The organism is Ferrimonas sp. YIN67 (assembly GCF_057219095.1).
Window position 1 is genome coordinate 467,284 of the sequence record NZ_JBXVVJ010000002.1, and the last position, 20,502, is coordinate 487,785.

Below are 20,502 nucleotides of genomic sequence, written 5' to 3' on the forward strand. Positions count from 1 at the left end.
TGCAAAAGAGGTAAACTCACAGCCTCGTCATTCGGAGCGATCCATGCCAAGAACCTTCAGCCTGCTCTACCTGCTCTGCCTGCTCTGGCCCCTGTCTGTGTCGGCGTCCAGCCGTGTGGACGAACTGACGCAAAAGGGCCTGACCGAACTGTTGACCGATGATGAGTTGATGACGATCTTTGCCGACCCAGGTCCGCAGGATCACGCTCTGGATCTTATCGCTCGAGGCGTCAATGGCGTATCCAACACGCCGCTGCGGCACTGCCTCACCCGCCATGACTATCGACCCCAAGCTGCCAGTTCGGGAACCGGTGGCAACGCCTACCCCACCAGCGCCTGGGGCCTGTACAACAGACTCAGGAGCAGCAACTTCGGCTCGCCCAAGCTGGATCGCCAACTGCATCGCTTTACCCACGGCATAGCGCAGATCGGCGATGGCACCTCCCTGGTTTGGTACGCTTCCCAGCGAACCCACCAATACGCCCTGGATACCCTGCCGAGCCTGCACGCCAGCGCCCAATACTGGCTGGCGCACGATTCTCTGATCAGCAAGGTCAATTTTCGCAATGCCTGTGGCGATGGCTACCTCTCCAATATTGAACTGGGCCACGCCTGGTATGTCTCCTTCAATGTCCTATCCGACAGTCGCTCACTGACAGAGCGTCGCCAGCTGCGTACCCGGATCAGCCACGCCCTTGCGGAGGAGAGTCCGGACGCCATCCGCGCCATTGAGGCTGAGGAAACCGACTATCGAGTGATGGTGCAGATCCTCGCGCTTGGTCAAGGGGTTCCTGTGGTCGATGACAGCCTGGAAGGGCTGTACTGGGCATTAAAAGGGTTTAAAGAGCCATCTCAAAAGGTGCCGACCCTGATCAACCAGCAGATGACCTACTACCCGACACCGCCCGACAGCGATGGCCATTGGCACAGCTTCCTTGACTATGATCCCTGGCGCACGGTGGTGCAAAGCTGGGACCGCATGATGGAGATGAAGGGCTACGCCAACTGCAGCCTTGAGGGTAAGGCGGCGCCCGGCCTCTGCCGCCAGACCGAGCAGATGCACTACCGGATCTCCGAGGCATACTGTGCCAACGCGGATCAATGGCACCAGTGCATGAGACCGGACGATGGTGCCTGCAGCCTGGCCAACGGCCAGCCCTGTGATGCCATCACCCAGGCCGGATCGCGGGAGCCATGAAACCGATGAAACGACTCAACCCAATCCACATCGCCCTGCTTACCGCCCCCCTTGCCCTGGCTGGCTGCGATAGTGACCGTGAGCAGCAAGACCCACCGGCTGAGATCAGGACCATTGACTATTGGCACTCCCACACCGAAGGAGACAGATTTGTCCACTTCGTAGGGGACACCCTGTTTGAGCTAACACCCGCTCCCTCAGGCGGCCTCTGCAGCCATCGCTACCAGGTTGAACTTGGCTTTGTTCTGGAAGGCGATCCCCTGCTCGACAGCACCCTTCACCTGCAATACGTTGACCAAGATGGCACAACCCGCATGGGGGAGTTTGTCCGGTTTAAACCGGATGTTTTAGCCCTCTATCCCAGCTGCGATAAACCAAGCCGGTTTGACGGTTTTTATCAGGTGATGACCCCACAGGCCGGCTTTGATTACTGGCAGATCCAGCTTGCCGACACCACTGGCTACCGTTGGAGTGAGGCTTTGGGCTGCTATGAGATGGAGCAACTGCCAAGCTGGCGGCGCGAGACCAGTTGGTTCATCGGCGACCGCTTCGGCTTGCAGGTGCAATTTCAACATCAGGGACAGGCAAAGAGGGCACAGCTCACCCCTCTGAACAAAATCGACGCAGCCCTCGCGCCTGTCTGCCATCAATAACCTCTATGCGCCTTTGCCGCGCTCTACCGGTGAGCCCTGCTCGCCGGTATGCCGCAAAGGCAACTACACTGGCCTAAAGCCCGACGCTGGGAACCTCCATGGTGCAACCCCAGTTCCTTCTGCTGTGCCTGCTCGCCCTGACCCTGGCAGCGTTCATTCAGGGTCGCCTGCGTCATGATCTGATCGCCATGACGGCTCTGCTGTTGGCGGTCGCACTGGATCTGGTGCCCGCCTCTGCCGCCTTCGATGGCTTCGCCCATCCCGCGGTGATCACCGTTGGCTGTGTGCTGATCCTCAGCCATGGCCTTCAGCGCAGTGGCGTGATCCATGCCCTCACCCAACGTCTGCTACCGACCAAGGCCCCTCCCCAACTGCAACTGCTGGGCCTGATGCTGGTGGGAGCCGCCCTCTCCGCCTTCATCAACAATGTGGGTGCCCTGGCGATGATGATCCCCGTAGCCACTCGGCTGGCACAACAGCACGACCTGCCCCCGGCACAACTGCTGCTCCCCCTCGCCTTTGCCACCATCCTGGGCGGCATGACCACACTGATTGGTACACCACCCAACCTGATCGTCGCCGGCTTTCGTGATCAGCAACTGGGTGAACCTTTCCGCCTGTTTGATTTCACCCCGGTAGGACTGGCCATCGCCCTGCTGGGGATCGCCTTCGTCCTGCTGGGCCGGCGGCTCATCCCGGCGCGCAAGGGGCCCTCGCTTCAGGCGGCCGTCGCCGCCTACCGGTTCGAAGCCAGGATCCCCGAAAACAGCGCCTGGGCCGGTCGGCGGGTCCGAGAGCTGGAGAAGGAGATCGACGCCCTGGACGGTCAACTGCTGGCGTTGGCACGAGACAGGATCCAGGTTACCGCCCCGGCGCCACAAAGACGCCTGTTTGAAGGGGATATCCTGGTGTTGGAATGCGATCCCGCCGAGATCACCCCCTTGCTGGACACCCTGGGCCTGATCCTGGAGAGTGCGCAAAATGAGGACTCCGCAAAAACGCCACCGACCCAGAGCGAACATTCCTCGGGCGCCGTCCACAGCCAGGAGTGGGTGGTTCTGCCCTCCAGCCCCCTAAGAGGACGCAGTGCCAAACAGGTGGGCGTATTTCGCCGCTTCGGCTTGCTGCTGCTGGCCCTCTCCCGCCAGGGACAGCTCAGCCATAAGCGCCTGCGCTCCACCGCCCTGGCCACCGGCGATCTGCTGCTGCTGCAAGGTGATGAAGAAACGATGAATGACTTTGCCCAGCGCTTTGGCCTGGCCCCCCTGGCCCCCAGGACGATCCCCATGAAGGATCCACGGCGGGCCCTACTGGCCTCCGCCATCATGCTGCTGGCGCTGCTGGCCATGATGTTCGCCAATACCCCGGCCCCTCAAACCTTCTGTGCCGCGGCCCTGCTCTACGCCCTACTGGACATCGTCCCGCCCAGGGAGATCTACAGCGCCATTGACGGTTCGGTACTGGTGCTGATCGCCGCCCTGTTTCCCCTGGCCGAGGCGATGCACCAAAGCGGCACCGCCACCTGGCTGGTCGCCGGCCTGTTTGAACTGGTGGTCGATATGCCCCCTGCCGTGATCCTGGCGTTGCTGATGGCCCTGACCATGACCCTGTCCGATGTGATCAACAATACCGCCACGGCGGTGATCATGTGCCCCATCGCCCTGGGCCTGGCCCAGCAGCTCGAGCTGTCCCCCGACGCCTTTCTGATGACCGTCGCCATCGGCGCCTCCTGCGCCTTCCTCACCCCCATCGGCCATCAGAATAACACCCTGATCCTGGGGCCCGCCGGATTGCGATTCGGCGATTTCTGGCGCCTGGGGCTGCCCCTGGAGTTGCTGATCATCCTGGTGGCGGTGCCACTGCTGATCTGGTGGTGGCCCCTCTAACCATTCCCCGGAAACAAACACCGCCACTGCCAACCGCAAATGACCGCCAAGCGGACTATAGTCAGTAGGAGAAACCAGGCGATCTTCTTGATCTACTGAACAATTAAACCCTTCACCCGGTATGAAGGGGACGCCAATAACTAACCGGACGAAGGAACGCCCGATGCGCATCATCTCCCTGTCTAGGATCCTGCCCCTGTTGTCACCTCTCCTGCTTATTGCCTGCAGCGATCCCGCCCCGCTGCCGGTGATCATCAGCCTGGAAAATACCGCCCCCGTCCCCCTGCAGGCCCAATCCCTGACCCTGACCATTCCGCCCCTGTTTCAACCCTCCACAGCGGTTGGCGTCGAGGGGGTCGAACAGTATGCCTGGTCGGACACGACCGGCGACGCCAAACTGGACACCCTGCAGATCCAGCTCTCCCTGGCCCCCAACGAAAAGCGACAGTTGCGCCTGCTGCCACCGGACCCACCCCCTTTACCGACAGAGTCCTCCGACGGCGACCCCAAGACAGCCGATGAGATCATTCTGACCAGTGAGACGATCGCCCAACAGTTTCCCTATAGTGGCCCGGTCTGGGGCGTTTCCCGGATCGCCTATCGGCTGGAGTTGGCCGGGCACCACACCCTCGATGTTTTCCCCTTGAAACCTGCCAAAGCAAACCGCCAAGCAACGCGCAGGGATCACTCAAACCACAACTCTCACGCATCACCTGACATCAACCTGGAGCACCCCCTGCTGCTTGGGGGAGACTCCCTGGGCCTGGGGGGAATAGGTCGACTGCTCTACAGTGAGATCCATCCTCTCCACCACAACGGCTCGCTGCGTTACCAAGCGGCCGCCAGCAGCCCATTGGCCAGCGGATTTGATCTGACCTATTCGGGCTGGGACGTCGCCGGGATCCGTGCCGACCTGCATCTTCAGTACCGCATTCAGGCAGGTTCAGATCTCACCCAGATCTCACTGAGCGCCACCGGTCCCCTGCCGGGTCTGGTGACCGGACTGAAAATGGATCCGCAAAATCGTCCCATGCGAGATGAGCGAAACGGTTGGGGCTACCTCGCCACCTGGGGCAAAACGAGCGCCTCAGACACGCCGTCCCACCTGGGCTTGGCCCTGTTTTACCCTCTGGCCCACATCAACCACATCTCCCGAGAGGATGGCCACCACCTGGTCCACCTGATCCCGGATCGTGGCCAGTGGGAGTACTACCTGTTGGCAGTTGGAGATGATCCCAAGGGCAGCCTGACGCAACAGGCATTTCAGCAACAACTGGATGCCCAACTCAGTCGATTGGGCCAGCCTGTCATGGTTCAGATCAACCAGGCCCCTCTCTATAGTGTCCGCTTCTAATGCCATCATCGCCATAAACGGTGGCAAGAGGCTTTCACTTGACTTTGTACATCATGGAGTTAGTATTGCCATCGCATTCAGATAGACGTCTGGATGTCTTTTGAGGTGGCGCAAGCCATAACAGGGAACGCGGTGAGAATCCGCGGCTGAACCTGCAACTGTGATCAGAGCAGCGTACATATCCACTGAAGCCAAGGCTTTGGGAAGGGGTACGCCGGGATGCTGAGAGCCAGGAGACCTACCTTGAAAGGGAATTTTTTATCACTCAAGCGGGTTTTCTTGAGCGGAATAAACTGTGCCTGAAGTGCACCGGTCCTCATTGATCTGGCCCGGTCCTAAGGCCGCTTTGATCTGCGTGCTGCGTCGGACGACGCATCCAAGCCTTCCCGCGTTTTTTATCCCAAAGGATGTTATTGGATATGAAAACGCGTTATTCCTTACTGGCCCTCAGTGTGGCCACGCTCCTCACCCCGGTGGCCTTCGCCGCCAACAACATCGGCACCGATCCCGAGCCTGTTGAGCGCATCACCGTCACGGGTACACGCTTCGAAACCGAACAAGAGCTGGTGATCGTCAATACCATCGAACGGGCCGAGATCCAGCGCCTCGCCCCCAAGGCCGTGGTCGATATCCTGGAAACCCTACCCGGCGTAAGCGTGCGCCGTAACGGCGGTGCCAGCCAGGCGGCCTCCGTGTTTATTCGTGGTACCTCCTCCTCCCACACCCTGCTGATCATCGATGGCGTACGCGTCGGCTCCGCCTCACTGGGCGCGACCGATCTGAGCATCCTCCAGCCCGAAATGATCGAGCGCATCGAGGTGCTCAAAGGCGCCCGTGCCGCCGTCTGGGGCTCAGACGCCATCGGTGGGGTGATCCAGATCTTCACCCGCAAGCTCGAAGGAGGCGAGCACTTCGTTACCGCCGAAGCCGGCAGCAACCACTACCTGCGCGGTACGGCGGGGCTGGGCCTGAGCCATGGCAAAGGGGCCACCAGCCTGGTACTTTCCCACGAACGCAGCGACGGCTATGACGTCAAGAACGACGGCGAAGAGGATGATGACGGCTACAAGCGCAGCAGCATCGGCATCAACGGCCATCAGCCCCTGGGCCAACACTGGCAGATCAACTGGAACGGCCAGCTCAGCGATGGTGAGTCCGACTACGACGCAGCCAATTTCGGCACCAACGTTTCGGACTATCGGAATTACTTCGGTCAGCTTGCCGCCCGCTATCAGGGTGAGCGCCTGACAAGCCAGCTCAGTGGGGCCACGGCGCGGGACAAGCAGGACAACTATCAGGACAGCGACCCCAAGAATCGCCGACTCTATGACTCCACCCGTCATCAGCTTAACTGGAGCAATCGGCTGCAACTGGGTGAAATGGTCCAGCTGTTTGGTGGGGTGGACTTAATCAAAGAATCCGTTGATGGCGACTTCGCCATTGACGAGCGCGATCTGTTCGGCGCCTATACCGCCGCTCGCGCACAGCTAGGCCTGGTCATATTGGAAGGCGCGGTCCGTTACGACGACGTCGACAAAGTCGACAGCGAAACCACCCATAACCTGAGCGCCGCACTGCAGCTCAGTGAGCAGTGGCAGCTCTCCGCCAATACCGGCACCTCCTTTAAGGCGCCCAGCTTTAACGATCTCTATGGCCCTTGGGGCAATCCCGATCTGAAGTCCGAACGGGCCAAGAGTCAGGACATCTCGTTGCAATACTCGACTCAGACCGTCAAGGCCTACATCAGCGGATTCGACAACGACATCGAGAACTATATCCAGTGGTTGCCGGACAACGAGGGTAACTGGGCTCCCTACAATATGGACCCGAAGATCCGCGGGATCGAAACCGGCTTGGCACTGCAAACCGGGATTGCCCATCACAACGTCGCCTACACCTATCTGGATGCCAAAGACAAAGATACCGGCCAGCGGCTCGTCGCCCGGGCGCGTCACGAATTCAACTACGGCGTTAGCCTCAATTGGGGCAACTGGGATACTCTGCTGAACTACGGCTACCAAGGTAAGCGACAGGATCTCGCCGGAACACTGGACGACTACCACAAACTGGATCTCGGCCTCGGCTATCGGCTAACCAACGGAGTGCAATTCCGGCTTAAGGCCAATAACCTGCTGGATGAACAGATGGTTTCTGCCGACGGATATAACAGTCCGGGTCAGGAATGGTTTGTCAGCGTCTCTTACCTGACATTCTGATAGGAACATAAAGGGGCGGCCGATAAGGCCCCCCTTTGGTCATACTATGGTTCAACACACCTCTCCCATCATTACCGTAGAAAATCTCCATCTGTCCTTGGGGGATCATGCCATCTTGCAGGATCTCAGCTTCGCCATCGCCAGAGGAGAGTTTGTCGGTATTCTGGGCCCCAATGGCGTCGGCAAGTCCAGCCTGCTGCGCTGTCTCTATCACTTCCATCGGCCGCAAGCCGGCACCATTGCCCTGGAGGGCAAACCCCTGCGCCAGTATGGCCGCCGGTCACTGGCTCGAAAGCTGGCCGTGGTGCTGCAACACAGACCCAGCGGGTTTGCCATGTCGGTACGCCAACTCCTGGCCACGGGCCTGCTGCCACATCAGGCCTGGTGGCAATGGCGGGATCCCGCCAGGGAGCAGCGCCAGATCGACGACGCCCTGGCACTGGCCGATCTCACCAGCCTGGCGGAGCAACGCTTCGATGCCCTCTCCGGCGGTGAGCAGCAACGGGCGCTGATCGCCCGGGCCCTGCTGCAACAACCCGAACTGCTGATCCTGGATGAGCCCACCAACCACCTGGACATTCACCATCAACTCGACACCCTGCGCCGGGTCAAGGCACTGGGGCTGACGGTGATCGCCTCCATCCACGATCTCAACCTGGCCGCCGCCTTCTGCGACAAGCTGATGCTGCTGCACCAGGGCCGGATCGCCGCCTTCGGCACACCTGAGCAGGTGTTGACCCCCACGGCCATCGCCGAGGTGTTCGGCGTTCAGTGCGACGTCGCGCCCCATCCGGATCACCACCATCCGCACATCACATACCACTTCAATCCCCGATACCAACCGGAGGCCGGACCATGCGCCTGATCCCCCCCGCCCTCCTGCTGGCCCTGTTGATCCCGGCCTGCCTGCTTTCGCCCCTGGCCGCCATCGCCATCGGCAGCGCCCAGCTTGAACTGACACAGATCGCCTCGGCGCTCTGGCATGGCCTCAGCGGTCAGGGCCCCGCATCCATCGGCGAGCGGATCATCTGGGAGCTGCGCCTGCCCAGAGTCTTGCTGGCCATGCTCTGCGGCGCGGGCCTGGCCATCGCCGGCTCCGTCTTGCAGAGCATCACTCGCAATCCCCTGGCCGATCCCTACCTGTTCGGGGTCTCCTCCGGCGCCAGCCTCGGCGCCGTGCTCGCCATCAGCTTCGGTGCCCCCGTCGCCGCCGCCGGACTGTCACTGCCCCTGGCCGCCTTTGCCGGTGCCCTGCTGGCCGTGGGCCTGGTGATGATCCTGGCCACGGGCGGGCAGATCGAACGGATGATCCTGGCCGGTGTGGCGATCTCTTTCCTCTTCTCTTCACTGGCCAGCCTGGTGATCTACTTCGGCGACGCCCAGGCGATGCAGGCCGTGCTGTTCTGGAACCTCGGCAGCTTCAGCCGGGCCAGCTGGGAGACCCTCTGGCTTCCGGCGGTCGTGGTGATTGTCGGCAGCCTGCTCATCGCCCTGTGCCAACGCATGCTGCAGGCGATGATGGCCGGTGACGAGAGCGCCCACACCCAGGGGGTGGCCGTGGTGCCACTGCGCCTGACCATGCTGGTGCTGACCGCCCTGATCACCGCGTCCCTGGTGGCCAACACCGGCGGGATCGGCTTCGTCGGGCTGATCGTGCCCCACCTGGTGCGCCTGATGATCGGCACCGCCGGGCGGGCAGGACTGCTCGCCACCGCCCTGTGTGGTGCCCTGCTGATGATCTGGGTCGACCTGCTCTGCCGCACCGCCCTGCCCGGCCAGGAGCTGCCCGTCGGGGTGATGACCGCCATCCTCGGCAGCCTGTTCTTTTTGGTGGTACTGCTGCGCCAGCGCAGTGCCTAGAGCAAAGATGATGAACCCGAACTCCTCTGAGACTATGACTTCCTATTCGTTACGCGGCCTCGCGGCGACACTCGTACTTGCTTTGCTGAGTTCGCTCAGCCCGTTAAGCCATGCCGCCGAGGGCGCAGCCAATCCGGCAAACGCCGCTCAAGCCAAAAGTGCCCAGCGCATCGTGGCCCTGACGCCGCACTCGGTAGAGCTGCTGTTCCATATCGGCGCCGGCGATCGCATCGTCGGCGCCGTCGCCTATGCCGACTACCCCGACGCCGCCCTGGCGATCCCCCGCGTCGCCCGCTACGACAGCATCGACTACGAGGCGCTGTTGTTGCTGGAGCCCGATCTGGTGATCACCAGCGAACAAAGCACCAACCGGGAGCTGTACCGCCGACTGGCCGAGCTGGGCCTGCCCATGCTCGACTCCGGGATCGCCCGGCTCGACGATCTGCCCCGAGTAATGCACCGGCTGGGCAACGCCACCGGCCAGACTGAACTGGCCGAGCAGCAGGCCCTGGCGTTTCAGGCCGAGCTGGATCGGCTGCGCCAAGAGTACCAGGAGCGGCCGACGGTCAGCCTGTTCTACCAGATCTGGGCCAGTCCGCTGATCACCACCGCTTCCTCCTGGATGGATGAGATCTTCCAAGGGTGTGGCGGCCGTAATGTCTTCTCCGGGGCCACCGCCCAATACCCCCAGGTGAGCATCGAGCAGGTCCTGGTGGCCCAGCCCGAGGTGATCCTGCACGCCGCCAGTGATGGCCAAAGACCCGATCCGGCGGGCTGGGACGCCTGGCCCGAAGTGCCTGCGGTGGCCAACGGACAGATCCACCAGCTTCAAGGGGATCTGATCCACCGCACCGGCCCTCGAGTCCTACAGGGAATGGCGGCGGTGTGCGAGGCACTGGAACGCGCCCGTCAGGATGATGCGTTAACCGAACAGGCCGGAGCGGTAGAGCATGACTGATCTCAAATGGATGGTTCAGGGCACCACCTCGGATGCAGGCAAGAGCGTCATGGTGGCGGGCCTGGGCCGAGTGCTGAAACGCCGTGGGTACGCCGTCGTCCCCTTCAAGCCGCAAAACATGGCACTCAACAGCGCCGTCACCCCCTGTGGCGGTGAAATCGGCCGGGCCCAGGCGGTACAGGCCCAGGCCTGTGGCGTTACACCCAGCGTCGAAATGAACCCTGTACTGCTCAAACCCAACAGCGATACCGGCGCCCAGGTGATCCTCAAGGGCAAGGCCCTCACCGAGATGGAGGCGCGGACCTACCACGACTACAAGCCCAGGGCGCTGCAACTGGTGCTCGACTGCTTCGAAACCCTCAAACCCCAGGCTCAGGTGCGACTGGTGGAGGGGGCCGGCAGCCCGGCGGAAGTCAACCTGAGGGATCGGGATATCGCCAACATGGGCTTCGCCCTGGCCGCCGACTGCCCCGTGGTGATCGTCGCCGACATCGATCGGGGCGGGGTCTTCGCCCACCTCTACGGCACCTGGAAACTGCTCTCCATCGACGAGCGCAAACTGGTCAAGGGGTTTATCATCAACCGCTTCCGGGGCGATCCCAGCCTGCTCGACTCCGGCCTGGACTGGCTGGAGCAAGTGACCGGCGTCCCGGTATTGGGGGTGATCCCCTACCTTCAGGGCCTCTATATCGAGGCCGAAGACGCCATCATCCAGGATCAGTCCGATCAAGGCCTGTTCACCGTCGTCGTCCCGGGCCTGCCGAGGATCAGCAACCATACGGACTTCGACGCCCTGCGGATGCACCCGGGCGTCAACCTGCACTATGTGCGCCCCGGCGATCCCCTGCCCGAGGCGGATCTCATCATCCTGCCCGGCAGCAAGAGCGTCCGGGCCGACTTGGCCAAGCTACGGGAATGGGGTTGGGATCGGCAGATCGCCCGTCACCTGCGCTTTGGCGGCAAGCTGCTGGGGATCTGCGGTGGCTATCAGATCCTGGGACAGATCATTGCCGATCCCGAGGGGATCGAGGGCCCGGCGGGCCGCAGTGAAGGCCTGGGTTACCTGCCGGTTCACACTCGGCTCACGCCCCACAAGGCTCTGGAGCAGGTGACCGGCCAGTTTATTCAGGATGCAACTTCGGTGCCCTTGGCCGGTTATGAGATCCACGCCGGTGTCAGCCGGGTCGAGGGGCCCCAGCCCTTTACCCTGGTTACCGCCGACGGCCGCAGTCGCCCCGATGGCGCCATCAACGCCGAGGGCAATGTGCTGGGCACCTATCTGCACGGCCTGTTCGATCAACCCGGTGCCTGTGATGCCCTGCTCGCCTGGGCGGGCCTGACGCCGCAACAAGACGCTCGGGCGGTGGATCTGCACGCCCTGCAGGAGCAGGGTTTCGAGCAGCTCGCCGATGCCCTGGAGCAGCACCTGGATCTGGAGGCACTGTTTAGCACCCTGCCCGGCTGGCAACCCCAGCACCCCCGCCCCCAGCAGCAGCGCCGACGGCGGGGCCAGGAGCAGGACCGACAGGGGCCGGTCCTTATCCTCCACAACGAGCTGGATCGCCATGACTGAGCAAACCAGGCAGCGACACTGCCCCGCCCTGATGATCACCGCGCCGGCCAGCGACAGTGGCAAGACCACGGTCGTGGCGGCGCTGGCCCGTTACTGGCGCAACCAGGGAAAAAAGGTTCGGGTGTTCAAGACCGGCCCGGACTTTATCGATCCCCAGTTTCACCAACTCGCCAGCGGCCAACCCGCCTACCAGCTGGATCGGCGGATGATGGGCGACGAGGCCTGTCGGCGTCACCTGTGGCGGGCCGCCGAAGAGGCGGATCTGATCCTGATCGAGGGAGTGATGGGCATGTACGACGGAATCGCCTCCAGCGCCGCCCTCGCCGAACAGTTTGCTATTCCCCTGATGGCGGTGATCGACGGCAGCGCCATGGCCCAGACCTTCGGGGCCATCGCCTATGGCCTGGCCCACTATCCCGGCTTTGAGGGCTCGATCACGCTGACCGGCGTGCTCGCCAACCGGGTGGGCAGCCCAGGCCACGCCCGAATGCTGGCCGACAGCCTGCCGGACGGGATCGCCTTCGCCGGTTACCTGCCACGGGATCCCAGCTTTGCCCTGCCCGAGCGCCATCTGGGACTGGTCCAGCCGGAGGAATTACCCCAACTGGATACCTACCTGGACCGCCTGGCCGAAGCTCTGGGCCAGGGCATGGCGCCCACCCTGCCCGCACCGGTGCGCTTTACCGAGCCTGCGGCCGATCCCCTTGAGGCACTGGGCACACCTCTGACGGGCAAGCGGATCGCCATCGCCCGCGACGCCGCCTTCAGCTTCCTCTACGCCGATAACCTGGCGATGCTTCAGCGTCTGGGCGCATCGCTGCACTTCTTCTCGCCCATCAACGATCCCGTCCTGCCCGAGGCCGACGCCCTCTACCTGCCCGGCGGTTACCCCGAGCTGCACCTGGCGGCCTTGCACGCCAACCAGGCCATGCGCAGTGCCGTCAAGGCCTGGATCGACAGCGACCGCCCCACCCTGGCCGAGTGCGGCGGCATGCTCTATCTATTGGATGGCCTGACCGACAAGAGCGGCCAACGGACCGAGCTCTGCGCTGCCCTGCCGGGCGAAGGGAAAATGGAAGAGCGGCTGCAGGGCATTGGCCTGTTGCAAACGGATCTGGGCGAGCATGGGCTCACAGGCCACTGTTTTCACCATGCCAGCATGATCACCGCCATGGCTCCCGCCTACCTGGCCCAACAGCGGCAGATGGCCCGAGTGCAGGAGCCGATATACCGCCACCGCAACACCCTCGCCTCCTTTGTCCACTGGTACTTCCCCAGCGCGCCCCTATGGTTTGTATCCCACCTGACGGGCGAGGGTTTGTATCCCACCTGACGGGCGAGGGTTTGTATCCCACCTGACGGGCGGGGGTTTGTGTCCCACCTGACGGGCGAGGAAAACCGGGATCAATAGCTCTTGCTGATAAAGGGGATCTCCGGCAGATCCAGATGCTGTTTCACTCGCACCGTCAAATAGAAGAAGTAGTTGGTCAACAGGTTGGCCAGGCGCAACAGGATGGGATCCACCTTGAGCTCGGCCTGCTCACAGCGCACCAGTTGCCGGATGCTCTTCTTGGCACCGCCGCGGCACAGGTGCAGGGCCATCACCGCCGGCGTCCCCGTGGGCAAGACAAAGCTGCGCACCTGACTGAAGGATTGATGACGGTCGAAATGCACCTTGAGCCAGTCCAGATCCCCTTCGGTGATCGCCAATTTGCCCCGCACCGAGCCATTGAGGTGGTAGACCAGTTCCTGAACCCGGTGCAGCTCAGGGACCAGCTCCGCCAGCAGGGGATCCCCGTCTAATTCGGCCTCTAACTGGGCAATGGCAAACCCCACCTGGGAGCAGAGAGTGTCGGTTTCCACCTCAAAGTCACAGCTGGGCCCGGTTTCAAAGATAAAGGGGTAGCAAAGCTCACGCTTGTCCTTGCTGACTCGTCTTGGCATAGGAGGGTTGCTCGAATAGTAGAGAAATGGCGGGGCGAAATACGGGCCAGTTTACCTTTAGATATGAATCACTTCTACAACGAATGGCGCCGCCGAATTACCGGCTTGAGGCGACGCTAACAACCCGCCCAGGCGTATCAACAGCAGAGCATGGTGCTAAACTCCTGTGCGTCCGCTTACCTCATCGGCTTAGGGTGGATCACCTTAACCCAGTGATATCTGTCCTCCAGTGAATAGGTCATTTTCCAAACATCCCCTGTCTAATGGTCGATCTTAAAGAGAGCCTCACGCACTTCCATCTGCCCGTTCTTCCAAGCGCTGTACTCAGCGGGATGAATACTGTACCTGGGTGTTGCACAACCAGACAGAATGAGCAGTGACAATACAACCAGCAATCTTAAACTCATTATAAAACTCCTTTTATATACCCGATCCCAATACCGGACTGACAGCAAAACACCTGCAAGAATCACCGCTACGCTCTGGGTTATGCCGAGGCCAAAACCGCTTCGATAAACTTGGACTTCTCTCGCCTGTACGCCCCTCGGAGATCCCGACACAACGCCGCTTCATCTCGTTGTACTGCTTCACCAGAGAAGGATCTTTGCGCAAGCGATCCCGAAATACGATGAAAAATTCATAGTCAGAGCCCAAGGCCACCAACTGGATCGCCACCTCGTCATCATCCTTTGATACCAGCATGCAAAGCTCATGGCTCCGATGGGTATCTCGCTTAACCTCAAAATTCAGTCTATTCAGCACAGGGATTGTTGCATCCAGCACTGACCGGTGCACACCGACAAATATATCCAGATCGCCTTTTGAGATGGCATTGGGGATCGACGACGCACCGATATGCTCAACCCTGGCATCGGGCACTAACTCCAGGATCAAGGCTTTGTGGCTCAAGAACCGCTCTCGACACGCGGTTTGATAGTGCTCAGGTTGAAAAAATTCCATGTTCTCCTCACCAGACTTTACAAAGTGGCAGCGGGAGTGCCCCGTAACACCGGCAAAGTTGGCCGAACACTAGCAAGCAAATGTTACTCAATCAATGAGTTAAGCACGGACAGGCTCGTTTTCAGGGGAAACAAAGCCGTCACACACCTTGCCAGGGGACAGGAGAGATCGGCTAAGGGGGGAAATGGAGGGACCCAATCAAAACACCCCGCAAATAAAAAGCCCGCATTGCTGCAGGTCTTTTCCTCACTCATTCGACGAAACGAGGCGGAGAAGAGGGTAGAAAGCACAAAGTTTACCCGAGCCCAATCAACTTAGCCGCAAGGTGATCTACCCCTTGTGTGCGATCGGCAGGTTACGCCGCTGCGCGGCTAACCTGCCCTACGAAGCAGGCCCAACTCGGAGGAACATATGCATTCCGTAGGTTACGCCCCCCGCTCCGTAGGTTAGCTTAGCGACGCAGTCGCGTAAGCTGACAATCCCGGAACGTAGGGCACGTGAACCCTCCAGCTCCGTAGGTTAGCTTAGCGACGCAGTCGCGTAAGCTGACAAAAAACGCTCGGACCTCCATTTCCTACATTCGGCCATGGCGATCCCGAAACATTGCCAAGTGCCCCTCCGGCTCCGTAGGTTAGCTTAGCGACATCGTTGCGTAAGCTGACAATCCCGGAACGTAGGGCACGTGAAGCCTCCGGCTCCGTAGGTTAGCTTAGCGACGCAGTCGCGTAAGCTGACAAAAAACGCTCGGACCTCCATTTCCTACATTCGGCCATGACGAACCCGAAACATTGCCAAGCGCCCCTCCGGCTCCGTAGGTTAGCTTAGCGACGCAGTCGCGTAAGCTGACAATCCCGGAACGTAGGGCACGCGAACCCTCTGGCTCCGTAGGTTAGCTTAGCGACATCGTCGCGTAAGCTGACAAGGCCCCACTCGGATATCCTTTCCCTGCATGCGACCAGGAAGAGTCCGGAGCATTCGGCAGGTTACGCCGCTGCGCGGCTAACCTGCCCTACGAAGCTATCCCACCATACGAATCGCCCAAAACGCAAAAACCCTGCACTATGGCAGGGTTTGCTTTATATGGCGGAGGGATAGGGATTCGAACCCTAGATACGCTACTAACGTATGCCGGTTTTCAAGACCGGTGCATTCAACCGCTCTGCCATCCCTCCGACGGCTGTGAATATTAGAGATCCGCCCCCATGCTGTAAAGACCAAATTCTCTATTTTTCAGCTAAGTGCCCGGATTTCATCCAAAAAGGCGAAACTGAACCCAAACTGAGCGGTTGCCCACCAATAACTAACGAAACTTATCGATTTTAGGGTAGTCTTAGATGTTAACTGTACCCTGCCCCTAGACAATGGAGCTAACAACTATGGAAACCCGTCGTTTCGAAGCGGCCAGTGCCCAATCTGGCGTTGTCGTCAATAAAGTATTGCGCAACACCTACATGCTGCTGGCCATGACCCTGGCCTTTGCCGCCGCGATGGCTGGCATCGCCATGGCCTTTAACCTGCCGCATCCCGGCCTGATCATTACCCTGGTCGGTGTTTACGGCCTGATGTTCCTGATCCACAAGAAGGCCAACAGTGCCGCGGCCCTGCCGCTGGTGTTCGCCTTTACCGGTTTCCTGGGCTACACCCTGGGCCCGATCCTCAGTGCCTATCTGGGTGCAGGCATGGGCGATGTGGTCCTGACCGCCTTCGGTGGCACCGCCCTGGTGTTCTTTGGCCTGTCCGCCTATGTGCTGATGACCGGTAAGGACATGTCCTTTATGGGCGGCATGATGCAGGCGGGTTTCTGGGTGATCCTGGCGATGTTTGTTGCCAATCTCTTCCTGAACATTCCGGCCCTCTCCATGGCCCTGAGTGCAGTGTTTATCCTGTTCTCCTCCGGTGCCATCCTGATGCAGACCAGCGCCATCATCCATGGCGGCGAGCGCAACTACATCCTCGCCACCCTGACCCTGTTTGTCTCCATCTACAACATCTTCGTCAGCCTGCTCAGCCTGCTGGGCATGTCCAACGATTAATTCTCACCACTGGGCCTCGGCTTAGTGGTGAAGTTTCGGATACAATTAGGCCCACAGCGATAACGCCTGTGGGCCTTTTCTTTTGCTATGAATTCTTTCGTTTTATTTGTTAATGGACCGGCGTACGGCAGCCAGCATGCCTATACGGCACTGCGCTTTGCCCAGGCCGCCCTGGCCAATGGTCATGCCATCCGCCAAGTCTTCTTCTATCAGGACGGAGTGCATAATGCCTCGCGTCTGTTGTGCCCCGCCAGCGATGAGTTTGATATCGCCAGGGCCTGGGACCAACTCCACCGGCAGGGCATTGAGCTTGTCAGTTGTGTCTCCGCCGGCCTGCGCCGGGGGGTGATAGACGCCGAAGCGGCCGAGGATGCCGAACTCGACAGCACCAATATCGCGGCCGGATTCATCCTCGGTGGTCTGGGCGAATTCATTACCGCCGCCAATGACGTCGATCGGGTGGTGCAATTTGGCTAATTCACCGGATCACCCCATCATGAGCACCCGACTGACCATCGTCTATCGCACTGTCCCCCATGGCAACAGCAGGGGCCGAGAAGCGCTGGATCTGACCCTGTTGGCCGCCAGCTACGAGATCGACACCGCCGTCTGCTTCGTCGATGACGGCGTCTACCAGCTGCTCAAGGCGCAGTCCCCCGAGACGGTTGACAGCAAGGATCATATCGCCACCTTCCGCGCTCTGCCCATGTACGACGTGGAGAAGATCTTCGTCTGTGCCGAGTCCCTGCGCCAACGGGATCTGATCCTCGACGACCTCCTTCTCCCGGCCCAACCGCTGGAGCGCGAGGCCCTCCGGGCACAGCTCAACCACAGCCAACAGGTACTGACGTTTTGAATTCGACCCTCAATACCCTGACTCAGCCACAGCTGACTCCCCAAGCCCTGGAAGCACACCTGGTTCTGCTGAATGACAGCGATAGCCTGCTGCTGCTTCAGGACGCCGTGGTGATGGCGGCCCAAAGCCGTTTCGCACCGCTGCTGGCCCGCTATGCCTGCTATGTGCTGGAGGAGGATCTTATCGCCCGGGGCCTGAGCCTGAGTGCGCAAAACGGGGCCAAGCTGGTAGACTATGCCGCTTTCGTCGAACTGACGCTGCAACATCGTAATCAGGTAACATGGTGAGCCTATGATCTTTAACGGCCAAGAGATCCCAACCGACAAGCAGGGTTATCTGCTTGATGCCAGCCAATGGCACACTGACATGGCCCCCCTGCTCGCCGAGGAGGAGGGGATCACCCTGACCGACGCCCACTGGGAGGTGGTCAACTTCGTCCGGGGCTTCTACGAGGAGTTCAATACCAGCCCGGCGATCCGTGTGTTGGTCAAGGCCATGGCGCAGAAGCTGGGTGAGGATAAAGGCAACAGCAAGTACCTCTACAAGCTGTTTCCCAAGGGCCCAGCCAAGCAGGCCACCAAGATCGCCGGCCTGCCCAAACCCGCACGCTGCATCTGAACAGATAAAAGCCGACACTATGTCGGCTTTTTTGTTCCCCAAACGATTGCGTTCTTTCCTACACTTACCGCCAGTTCAAAGGAGGGAACCCTATGGAAGATCGTACCGCCAACCTTGTCCTGAACCTGCTTCCCAGCCGCCGTGATGCCGTGTTGCACTACCTGAGTGCACTCTCCGACACCCGGATCCAGGACGGTATGGGTGATCATCAGCTGATTGTAACCCTACAGGGTAACCAGGACCTCCCTGCCCGGCTCGAAGCGATGCACACGCTTCCCGGTGTCCTCTCCGTCGACATGATCGAACAGCCGTTGAAGGAGATCTTAGACTAGGGCCTAAATGGGAAAATGAGCCGGATCCGTCGCTGTACAGAGGGCATCGCACTCTGACGGCAAGGAGTCTCACACCTAGGGTCAACGTTCCTCGCCCTGCGCTCCGCTCTCCTGTCGACGGACTAGGGCCTCATGATGTGCCGAGATCGCCCGATCGAAGCTGTGCTGATGGTCCAGAAACAGCTGAGCCAGAGTGGCCTTTGGGATCCGATAGGCTCGACTGGCGTAATGCAGGGCATCGCGATAGTGGCTGAAACGTTCACCAAATACTGAGACTGGCTGCTGATTCACCAGTAAAGCCGGATACTTGCTGCCGTTGATCTCAAAATCATAGCCGCCAAAACGCATCCTTTGATCCGCTTCACAACCCAGCTTCACCCCGGCTTCGATGCTGATCTTCAGATCGTCACTCAGTTCAGCCAACTCGTCCGGCTCCCACATCTCATACACCCGCAACGCCTTGGCATATCGGTGGCCAATCGCCTTTCGCGCCGTATCAAAACGCTGCTCCAGCCCCGCCGTGCGCTCCCGCCGCAGCGCCTGATAGCACTCGTCACAGGCGGGGATCTCATAGTAATCCACCGTCGGATCCGGGCTGATCAGAAGATCCTTGAGGGCGGCAGGTAGCACGATATCTACCTCGCTGGCCACACAGCCACAATAGAAGCAGGTATGAAACTGTCCGGCTGAAGCCGCATAGAGGCGTCGCACACTCGATTCTGACATTGCAATGGTTTCCGAACTGGACTCTGATGCTTAGCGGCTCACCCGCATGCCGGCTCCCGGCCAGGAAAAGAGAGGTGTCTTCCCTGGCCAGGTGGGACGGGCCAGCAGCCTTAGGCCGCTTCGGCCCGGGCCTGGATCTTGGCCGAATCGATCTTGGATCGACCGCGCTGTGGCGCTTGGCCCAACTCATGCATTACGGTCGCCAATAATTTTACCGGTACCGGGGTCCACGCCTGACTGCCTGGCAGCCAATCCATGGTGCGCAAAACCCTGGCGCCCCACTCCTCCCGGCGACGACGCTCATTACGCTCGCCAATCAACACCGAGGGCTGATAGAGGTAGAGGCTGGGCAGATCCAACGCCGACAGCGCCTGCTCCACTTCCCCCTTGGTACGAAGGTAGAGGTTACGGCTGGCAGGGTTGGCCCCCCGGCTGGTGATCACATGCATCGCCTGGACTTGGTGCTTCTTCGCCCATTGTCCCAAGGCCAGCACGGCATCGTGATCCACGGCACGAAACGCCTCGGCGCTCCCTGCCTGCTTGAGGGTGGTGCCCAGGCAGCAATAGATCTCGGTCACGGCCGGTTTGGCATGTAGCACGTCGATCCGCTCTAGGGCTAAAATGTGTTCGGTGACTTTTTCATGATTGCGCCAGTGGGTGGTTCGGCGGCTTAGCAGGTGGACGGACTCGATGGTCTCGTCGGCCAACAACAGGTTGACCAAGGCGCTGCCGGTCGCCCCCGTGGCCCCGGCAACTAGTACGGATCTCATTGTTATCGCTTCTCAAAAACCCAGTATCAAAACAGCAAAAGCTTAATCAGGCCCGCTCGGCGCAACAAGCGATTCCGAGCGGAAGCCTATGTTATTGCGGGGTCAGTCGATGAATCAACTGATTTCGACTTCCGCGCCAGGGCAAACTCAGATCCTTTTGTGCTTCGACAAATTTCCCATCCACCAAAACATCCAGCAAGGCTACGACCTCCTGCTGACTGGGTGTCAAAGCCTCCAGGGTATAGCCGGTCCAGGCCCAGATATCTTTACCCGGCGCTTCACGACGCACCCGCTTTACCAGTGCCAAAACATCGGTCAAATTGGCCGGGTGAAGGGGATCACCGCCGGACAGAGAGAGCCCGCGACGCTTGATCCGGGGATCCATGAGATCGGCAATGATGCGATCGGCCATGGCCTGATCAAAAGGATGTCCCGAGTCCAGGCGCCAGGTCGACTGGTTGTAACAGCCACGGCACTGGTGCTCACATCCTGAGACAAACAGGGTACAGCGGGTTCCGGGACCATTGACCACATCAAGCGGATAGTACTGGTGGTAATTCATTAC

At 60.5% G+C, this 20,502-nt stretch carries 21 protein-coding genes, 1 tRNA gene and 1 riboswitch; of the genes, 16 read left to right on the top strand and 6 right to left on the bottom strand.

The genetic code is table 11. From position 1 onward, the window contains the following. Positions 1 to 43 precede the first annotated feature (43 nt). The 10 genes from AC2D8U_RS05770 to AC2D8U_RS05815 all read left to right on the top strand — a co-directional run bounded on the left by AC2D8U_RS05770 (position 44) and on the right by AC2D8U_RS05815 (position 13,031). A complete protein-coding gene (locus AC2D8U_RS05770; RefSeq protein ID WP_484618098.1) occupies positions 44 to 1,198 on the top strand; it encodes a hypothetical protein in 1,155 nt (384 codons plus the stop codon). Next, complete coding sequence (locus AC2D8U_RS05775) at positions 1,195 to 1,851, top strand: hypothetical protein (protein ID WP_484618099.1); 657 nt, start codon at positions 1,195 to 1,197, stop codon at positions 1,849 to 1,851. The genes AC2D8U_RS05770 and AC2D8U_RS05775 overlap by 4 nt, the downstream gene beginning before the upstream one ends. A 98-nt stretch (positions 1,852 to 1,949) precedes the next feature. Next, positions 1,950 to 3,737 (top strand): SLC13 family permease, encoded by a 1,788-nt coding sequence (locus AC2D8U_RS05780; protein WP_484618100.1) that lies wholly within the window; start codon positions 1,950 to 1,952, stop codon positions 3,735 to 3,737. Positions 3,738 to 3,900: 163 nt separating this feature from the next. After that, the gene (locus AC2D8U_RS05785) at positions 3,901 to 5,091 is read left to right on the top strand and encodes a DUF4861 family protein (protein WP_484618101.1); all 1,191 of its coding nucleotides are present in this window, start codon (positions 3,901 to 3,903) and stop codon (positions 5,089 to 5,091) included. Positions 5,092 to 5,177: 86 nt separating this feature from the next. After that, a riboswitch (cobalamin riboswitch) is annotated at positions 5,178 to 5,351 on the top strand. 159 nt (positions 5,352 to 5,510) lie between these two features. After that, on the top strand, positions 5,511 to 7,307 hold the full coding sequence (locus AC2D8U_RS05790; RefSeq protein ID WP_484618102.1) for a TonB-dependent receptor domain-containing protein: 1,797 nt from the start codon (positions 5,511 to 5,513) through the stop codon (positions 7,305 to 7,307). 46 nt (positions 7,308 to 7,353) lie between these two features. Further along, a complete protein-coding gene (locus tag AC2D8U_RS05795; RefSeq protein ID WP_484618103.1) occupies positions 7,354 to 8,172 on the top strand; it encodes an ABC transporter ATP-binding protein in 819 nt (272 codons plus the stop codon). Further along, positions 8,163 to 9,167, top strand: coding sequence for a FecCD family ABC transporter permease (locus AC2D8U_RS05800; RefSeq protein WP_484618104.1), 1,005 nt, complete (start codon positions 8,163 to 8,165; stop codon positions 9,165 to 9,167). The genes AC2D8U_RS05795 and AC2D8U_RS05800 overlap by 10 nt, the downstream gene beginning before the upstream one ends. A 7-nt stretch (positions 9,168 to 9,174) precedes the next feature. Next, entirely contained in the window at positions 9,175 to 10,125 is a 951-nt protein-coding gene (locus tag AC2D8U_RS05805; RefSeq protein WP_484618105.1) for a cobalamin-binding protein, read from the top strand. Beyond that, the gene (locus AC2D8U_RS05810) at positions 10,118 to 11,698 is read left to right on the top strand and encodes a cobyric acid synthase (RefSeq protein ID WP_484618106.1); all 1,581 of its coding nucleotides are present in this window, start codon (positions 10,118 to 10,120) and stop codon (positions 11,696 to 11,698) included. Before AC2D8U_RS05805 ends, AC2D8U_RS05810 begins: the two co-directional genes overlap by 8 nt. Further along, entirely contained in the window at positions 11,691 to 13,031 is a 1,341-nt protein-coding gene (locus tag AC2D8U_RS05815) for a cobyrinic acid a,c-diamide synthase CobB (RefSeq protein ID WP_484618107.1), read from the top strand. The genes AC2D8U_RS05810 and AC2D8U_RS05815 overlap by 8 nt, the downstream gene beginning before the upstream one ends. 71 nt (positions 13,032 to 13,102) lie before the next feature. Here the strand turns inward: AC2D8U_RS05815 and AC2D8U_RS05820 are convergent, their stop codons facing one another. The 3 genes from AC2D8U_RS05820 to AC2D8U_RS05830 form a co-directional block, all read right to left on the bottom strand. Further along, entirely contained in the window at positions 13,103 to 13,642 is a 540-nt protein-coding gene (locus AC2D8U_RS05820; protein ID WP_484618108.1) for an ATP--cob(I)alamin adenosyltransferase, read from the bottom strand. Between the two features lie 420 nt (positions 13,643 to 14,062). Then, positions 14,063 to 14,602: a GrpB family protein gene (locus AC2D8U_RS05825; RefSeq protein ID WP_484618109.1), complete on the bottom strand. Its 540-nt coding sequence runs from the start codon at positions 14,600 to 14,602 to the stop codon at positions 14,063 to 14,065. Positions 14,603 to 15,683: 1,081 nt separating this feature from the next. Further along, a tRNA-Ser gene (locus tag AC2D8U_RS05830) sits at positions 15,684 to 15,774 on the bottom strand. Positions 15,775 to 15,978: 204 nt separating this feature from the next. On the opposite strand from AC2D8U_RS05830, the gene AC2D8U_RS05835 reads away from it, so the two are divergent. The 6 genes from AC2D8U_RS05835 (at position 15,979) to AC2D8U_RS05860 (ending at position 18,441) form a co-directional block, all read left to right on the top strand. Then, positions 15,979 to 16,635 (top strand): Bax inhibitor-1/YccA family protein, encoded by a 657-nt coding sequence (locus AC2D8U_RS05835; RefSeq protein WP_484618110.1) that lies wholly within the window; start codon positions 15,979 to 15,981, stop codon positions 16,633 to 16,635. Positions 16,636 to 16,722: 87 nt separating this feature from the next. Beyond that, positions 16,723 to 17,112 (top strand): sulfurtransferase complex subunit TusD, encoded by a 390-nt coding sequence (gene tusD, locus AC2D8U_RS05840; RefSeq protein WP_484618111.1) that lies wholly within the window; start codon positions 16,723 to 16,725, stop codon positions 17,110 to 17,112. A 19-nt stretch (positions 17,113 to 17,131) separates the two neighbouring features. Further along, positions 17,132 to 17,491, top strand: coding sequence for a sulfurtransferase complex subunit TusC (gene tusC, locus AC2D8U_RS05845; protein WP_484618112.1), 360 nt, complete (start codon positions 17,132 to 17,134; stop codon positions 17,489 to 17,491). Then, positions 17,488 to 17,778 (top strand): sulfurtransferase complex subunit TusB, encoded by a 291-nt coding sequence (tusB, locus tag AC2D8U_RS05850; protein WP_484618113.1) that lies wholly within the window; start codon positions 17,488 to 17,490, stop codon positions 17,776 to 17,778. The genes tusC and tusB overlap by 4 nt, the downstream gene beginning before the upstream one ends. 4 nt (positions 17,779 to 17,782) lie before the next feature. Next, positions 17,783 to 18,109, top strand: coding sequence for a TusE/DsrC/DsvC family sulfur relay protein (locus AC2D8U_RS05855; protein WP_484618114.1), 327 nt, complete (start codon positions 17,783 to 17,785; stop codon positions 18,107 to 18,109). A 92-nt stretch (positions 18,110 to 18,201) separates the two neighbouring features. Then, positions 18,202 to 18,441: a hypothetical protein gene (locus AC2D8U_RS05860; protein ID WP_484618115.1), complete on the top strand. Its 240-nt coding sequence runs from the start codon at positions 18,202 to 18,204 to the stop codon at positions 18,439 to 18,441. Positions 18,442 to 18,522: 81 nt separating this feature from the next. Here AC2D8U_RS05860 and AC2D8U_RS05865 read toward each other — a convergent pair whose 3' ends face one another. The 3 genes from AC2D8U_RS05865 to nrdG form a co-directional block, all read right to left on the bottom strand. Continuing rightward, positions 18,523 to 19,167 carry a hypothetical protein gene (locus tag AC2D8U_RS05865; RefSeq protein WP_484618116.1) on the bottom strand — a complete coding sequence of 215 codons (645 nt, stop codon included), beginning with the start codon at positions 19,165 to 19,167 and terminating at the stop codon, positions 18,523 to 18,525. A gap of 110 nt (positions 19,168 to 19,277) precedes the next feature. After that, entirely contained in the window at positions 19,278 to 19,937 is a 660-nt protein-coding gene (locus AC2D8U_RS05870) for an NAD-dependent epimerase/dehydratase family protein (protein WP_484618117.1), read from the bottom strand. A gap of 91 nt (positions 19,938 to 20,028) precedes the next feature. Beyond that, positions 20,029 to 20,499, bottom strand: coding sequence for an anaerobic ribonucleoside-triphosphate reductase-activating protein (nrdG, locus tag AC2D8U_RS05875; protein ID WP_484618118.1), 471 nt, complete (start codon positions 20,497 to 20,499; stop codon positions 20,029 to 20,031). Positions 20,500 to 20,502 lie beyond the last annotated feature (3 nt).

Coding starts and splice junctions, on each gene's coding strand:
- AC2D8U_RS05785 (WP_484618101.1), top strand. CDS start 3,901: ATGCGCATCATCTCCCTGTCTAGGATCCTGCCCCTGTTGTCACCTCTC.
- AC2D8U_RS05780 (WP_484618100.1), top strand. CDS start 1,950: ATGGTGCAACCCCAGTTCCTTCTGCTGTGCCTGCTCGCCCTGACCCTG.
- AC2D8U_RS05775 (WP_484618099.1), top strand. CDS start 1,195: ATGAAACCGATGAAACGACTCAACCCAATCCACATCGCCCTGCTTACC.
- AC2D8U_RS05870 (WP_484618117.1), bottom strand. CDS start 19,937: ATGAGATCCGTACTAGTTGCCGGGGCCACGGGGGCGACCGGCAGCGCC.
- AC2D8U_RS05865 (WP_484618116.1), bottom strand. CDS start 19,167: ATGTCAGAATCGAGTGTGCGACGCCTCTATGCGGCTTCAGCCGGACAG.
- AC2D8U_RS05835 (WP_484618110.1), top strand. CDS start 15,979: ATGGAAACCCGTCGTTTCGAAGCGGCCAGTGCCCAATCTGGCGTTGTC.
- AC2D8U_RS05855 (WP_484618114.1), top strand. CDS start 17,783: ATGATCTTTAACGGCCAAGAGATCCCAACCGACAAGCAGGGTTATCTG.
- AC2D8U_RS05820 (WP_484618108.1), bottom strand. CDS start 13,642: ATGCCAAGACGAGTCAGCAAGGACAAGCGTGAGCTTTGCTACCCCTTT.
- AC2D8U_RS05770 (WP_484618098.1), top strand. CDS start 44: ATGCCAAGAACCTTCAGCCTGCTCTACCTGCTCTGCCTGCTCTGGCCC.
- nrdG (WP_484618118.1), bottom strand. CDS start 20,499: ATGAATTACCACCAGTACTATCCGCTTGATGTGGTCAATGGTCCCGGA.
- AC2D8U_RS05790 (WP_484618102.1), top strand. CDS start 5,511: ATGAAAACGCGTTATTCCTTACTGGCCCTCAGTGTGGCCACGCTCCTC.
- AC2D8U_RS05795 (WP_484618103.1), top strand. CDS start 7,354: ATGGTTCAACACACCTCTCCCATCATTACCGTAGAAAATCTCCATCTG.
- tusD (WP_484618111.1), top strand. CDS start 16,723: ATGAATTCTTTCGTTTTATTTGTTAATGGACCGGCGTACGGCAGCCAG.
- AC2D8U_RS05825 (WP_484618109.1), bottom strand. CDS start 14,602: ATGGAATTTTTTCAACCTGAGCACTATCAAACCGCGTGTCGAGAGCGG.
- AC2D8U_RS05810 (WP_484618106.1), top strand. CDS start 10,118: ATGACTGATCTCAAATGGATGGTTCAGGGCACCACCTCGGATGCAGGC.
- AC2D8U_RS05805 (WP_484618105.1), top strand. CDS start 9,175: ATGATGAACCCGAACTCCTCTGAGACTATGACTTCCTATTCGTTACGC.
- AC2D8U_RS05800 (WP_484618104.1), top strand. CDS start 8,163: ATGCGCCTGATCCCCCCCGCCCTCCTGCTGGCCCTGTTGATCCCGGCC.
- AC2D8U_RS05815 (WP_484618107.1), top strand. CDS start 11,691: ATGACTGAGCAAACCAGGCAGCGACACTGCCCCGCCCTGATGATCACC.
- tusC (WP_484618112.1), top strand. CDS start 17,132: ATGAGCACCCGACTGACCATCGTCTATCGCACTGTCCCCCATGGCAAC.
- AC2D8U_RS05860 (WP_484618115.1), top strand. CDS start 18,202: ATGGAAGATCGTACCGCCAACCTTGTCCTGAACCTGCTTCCCAGCCGC.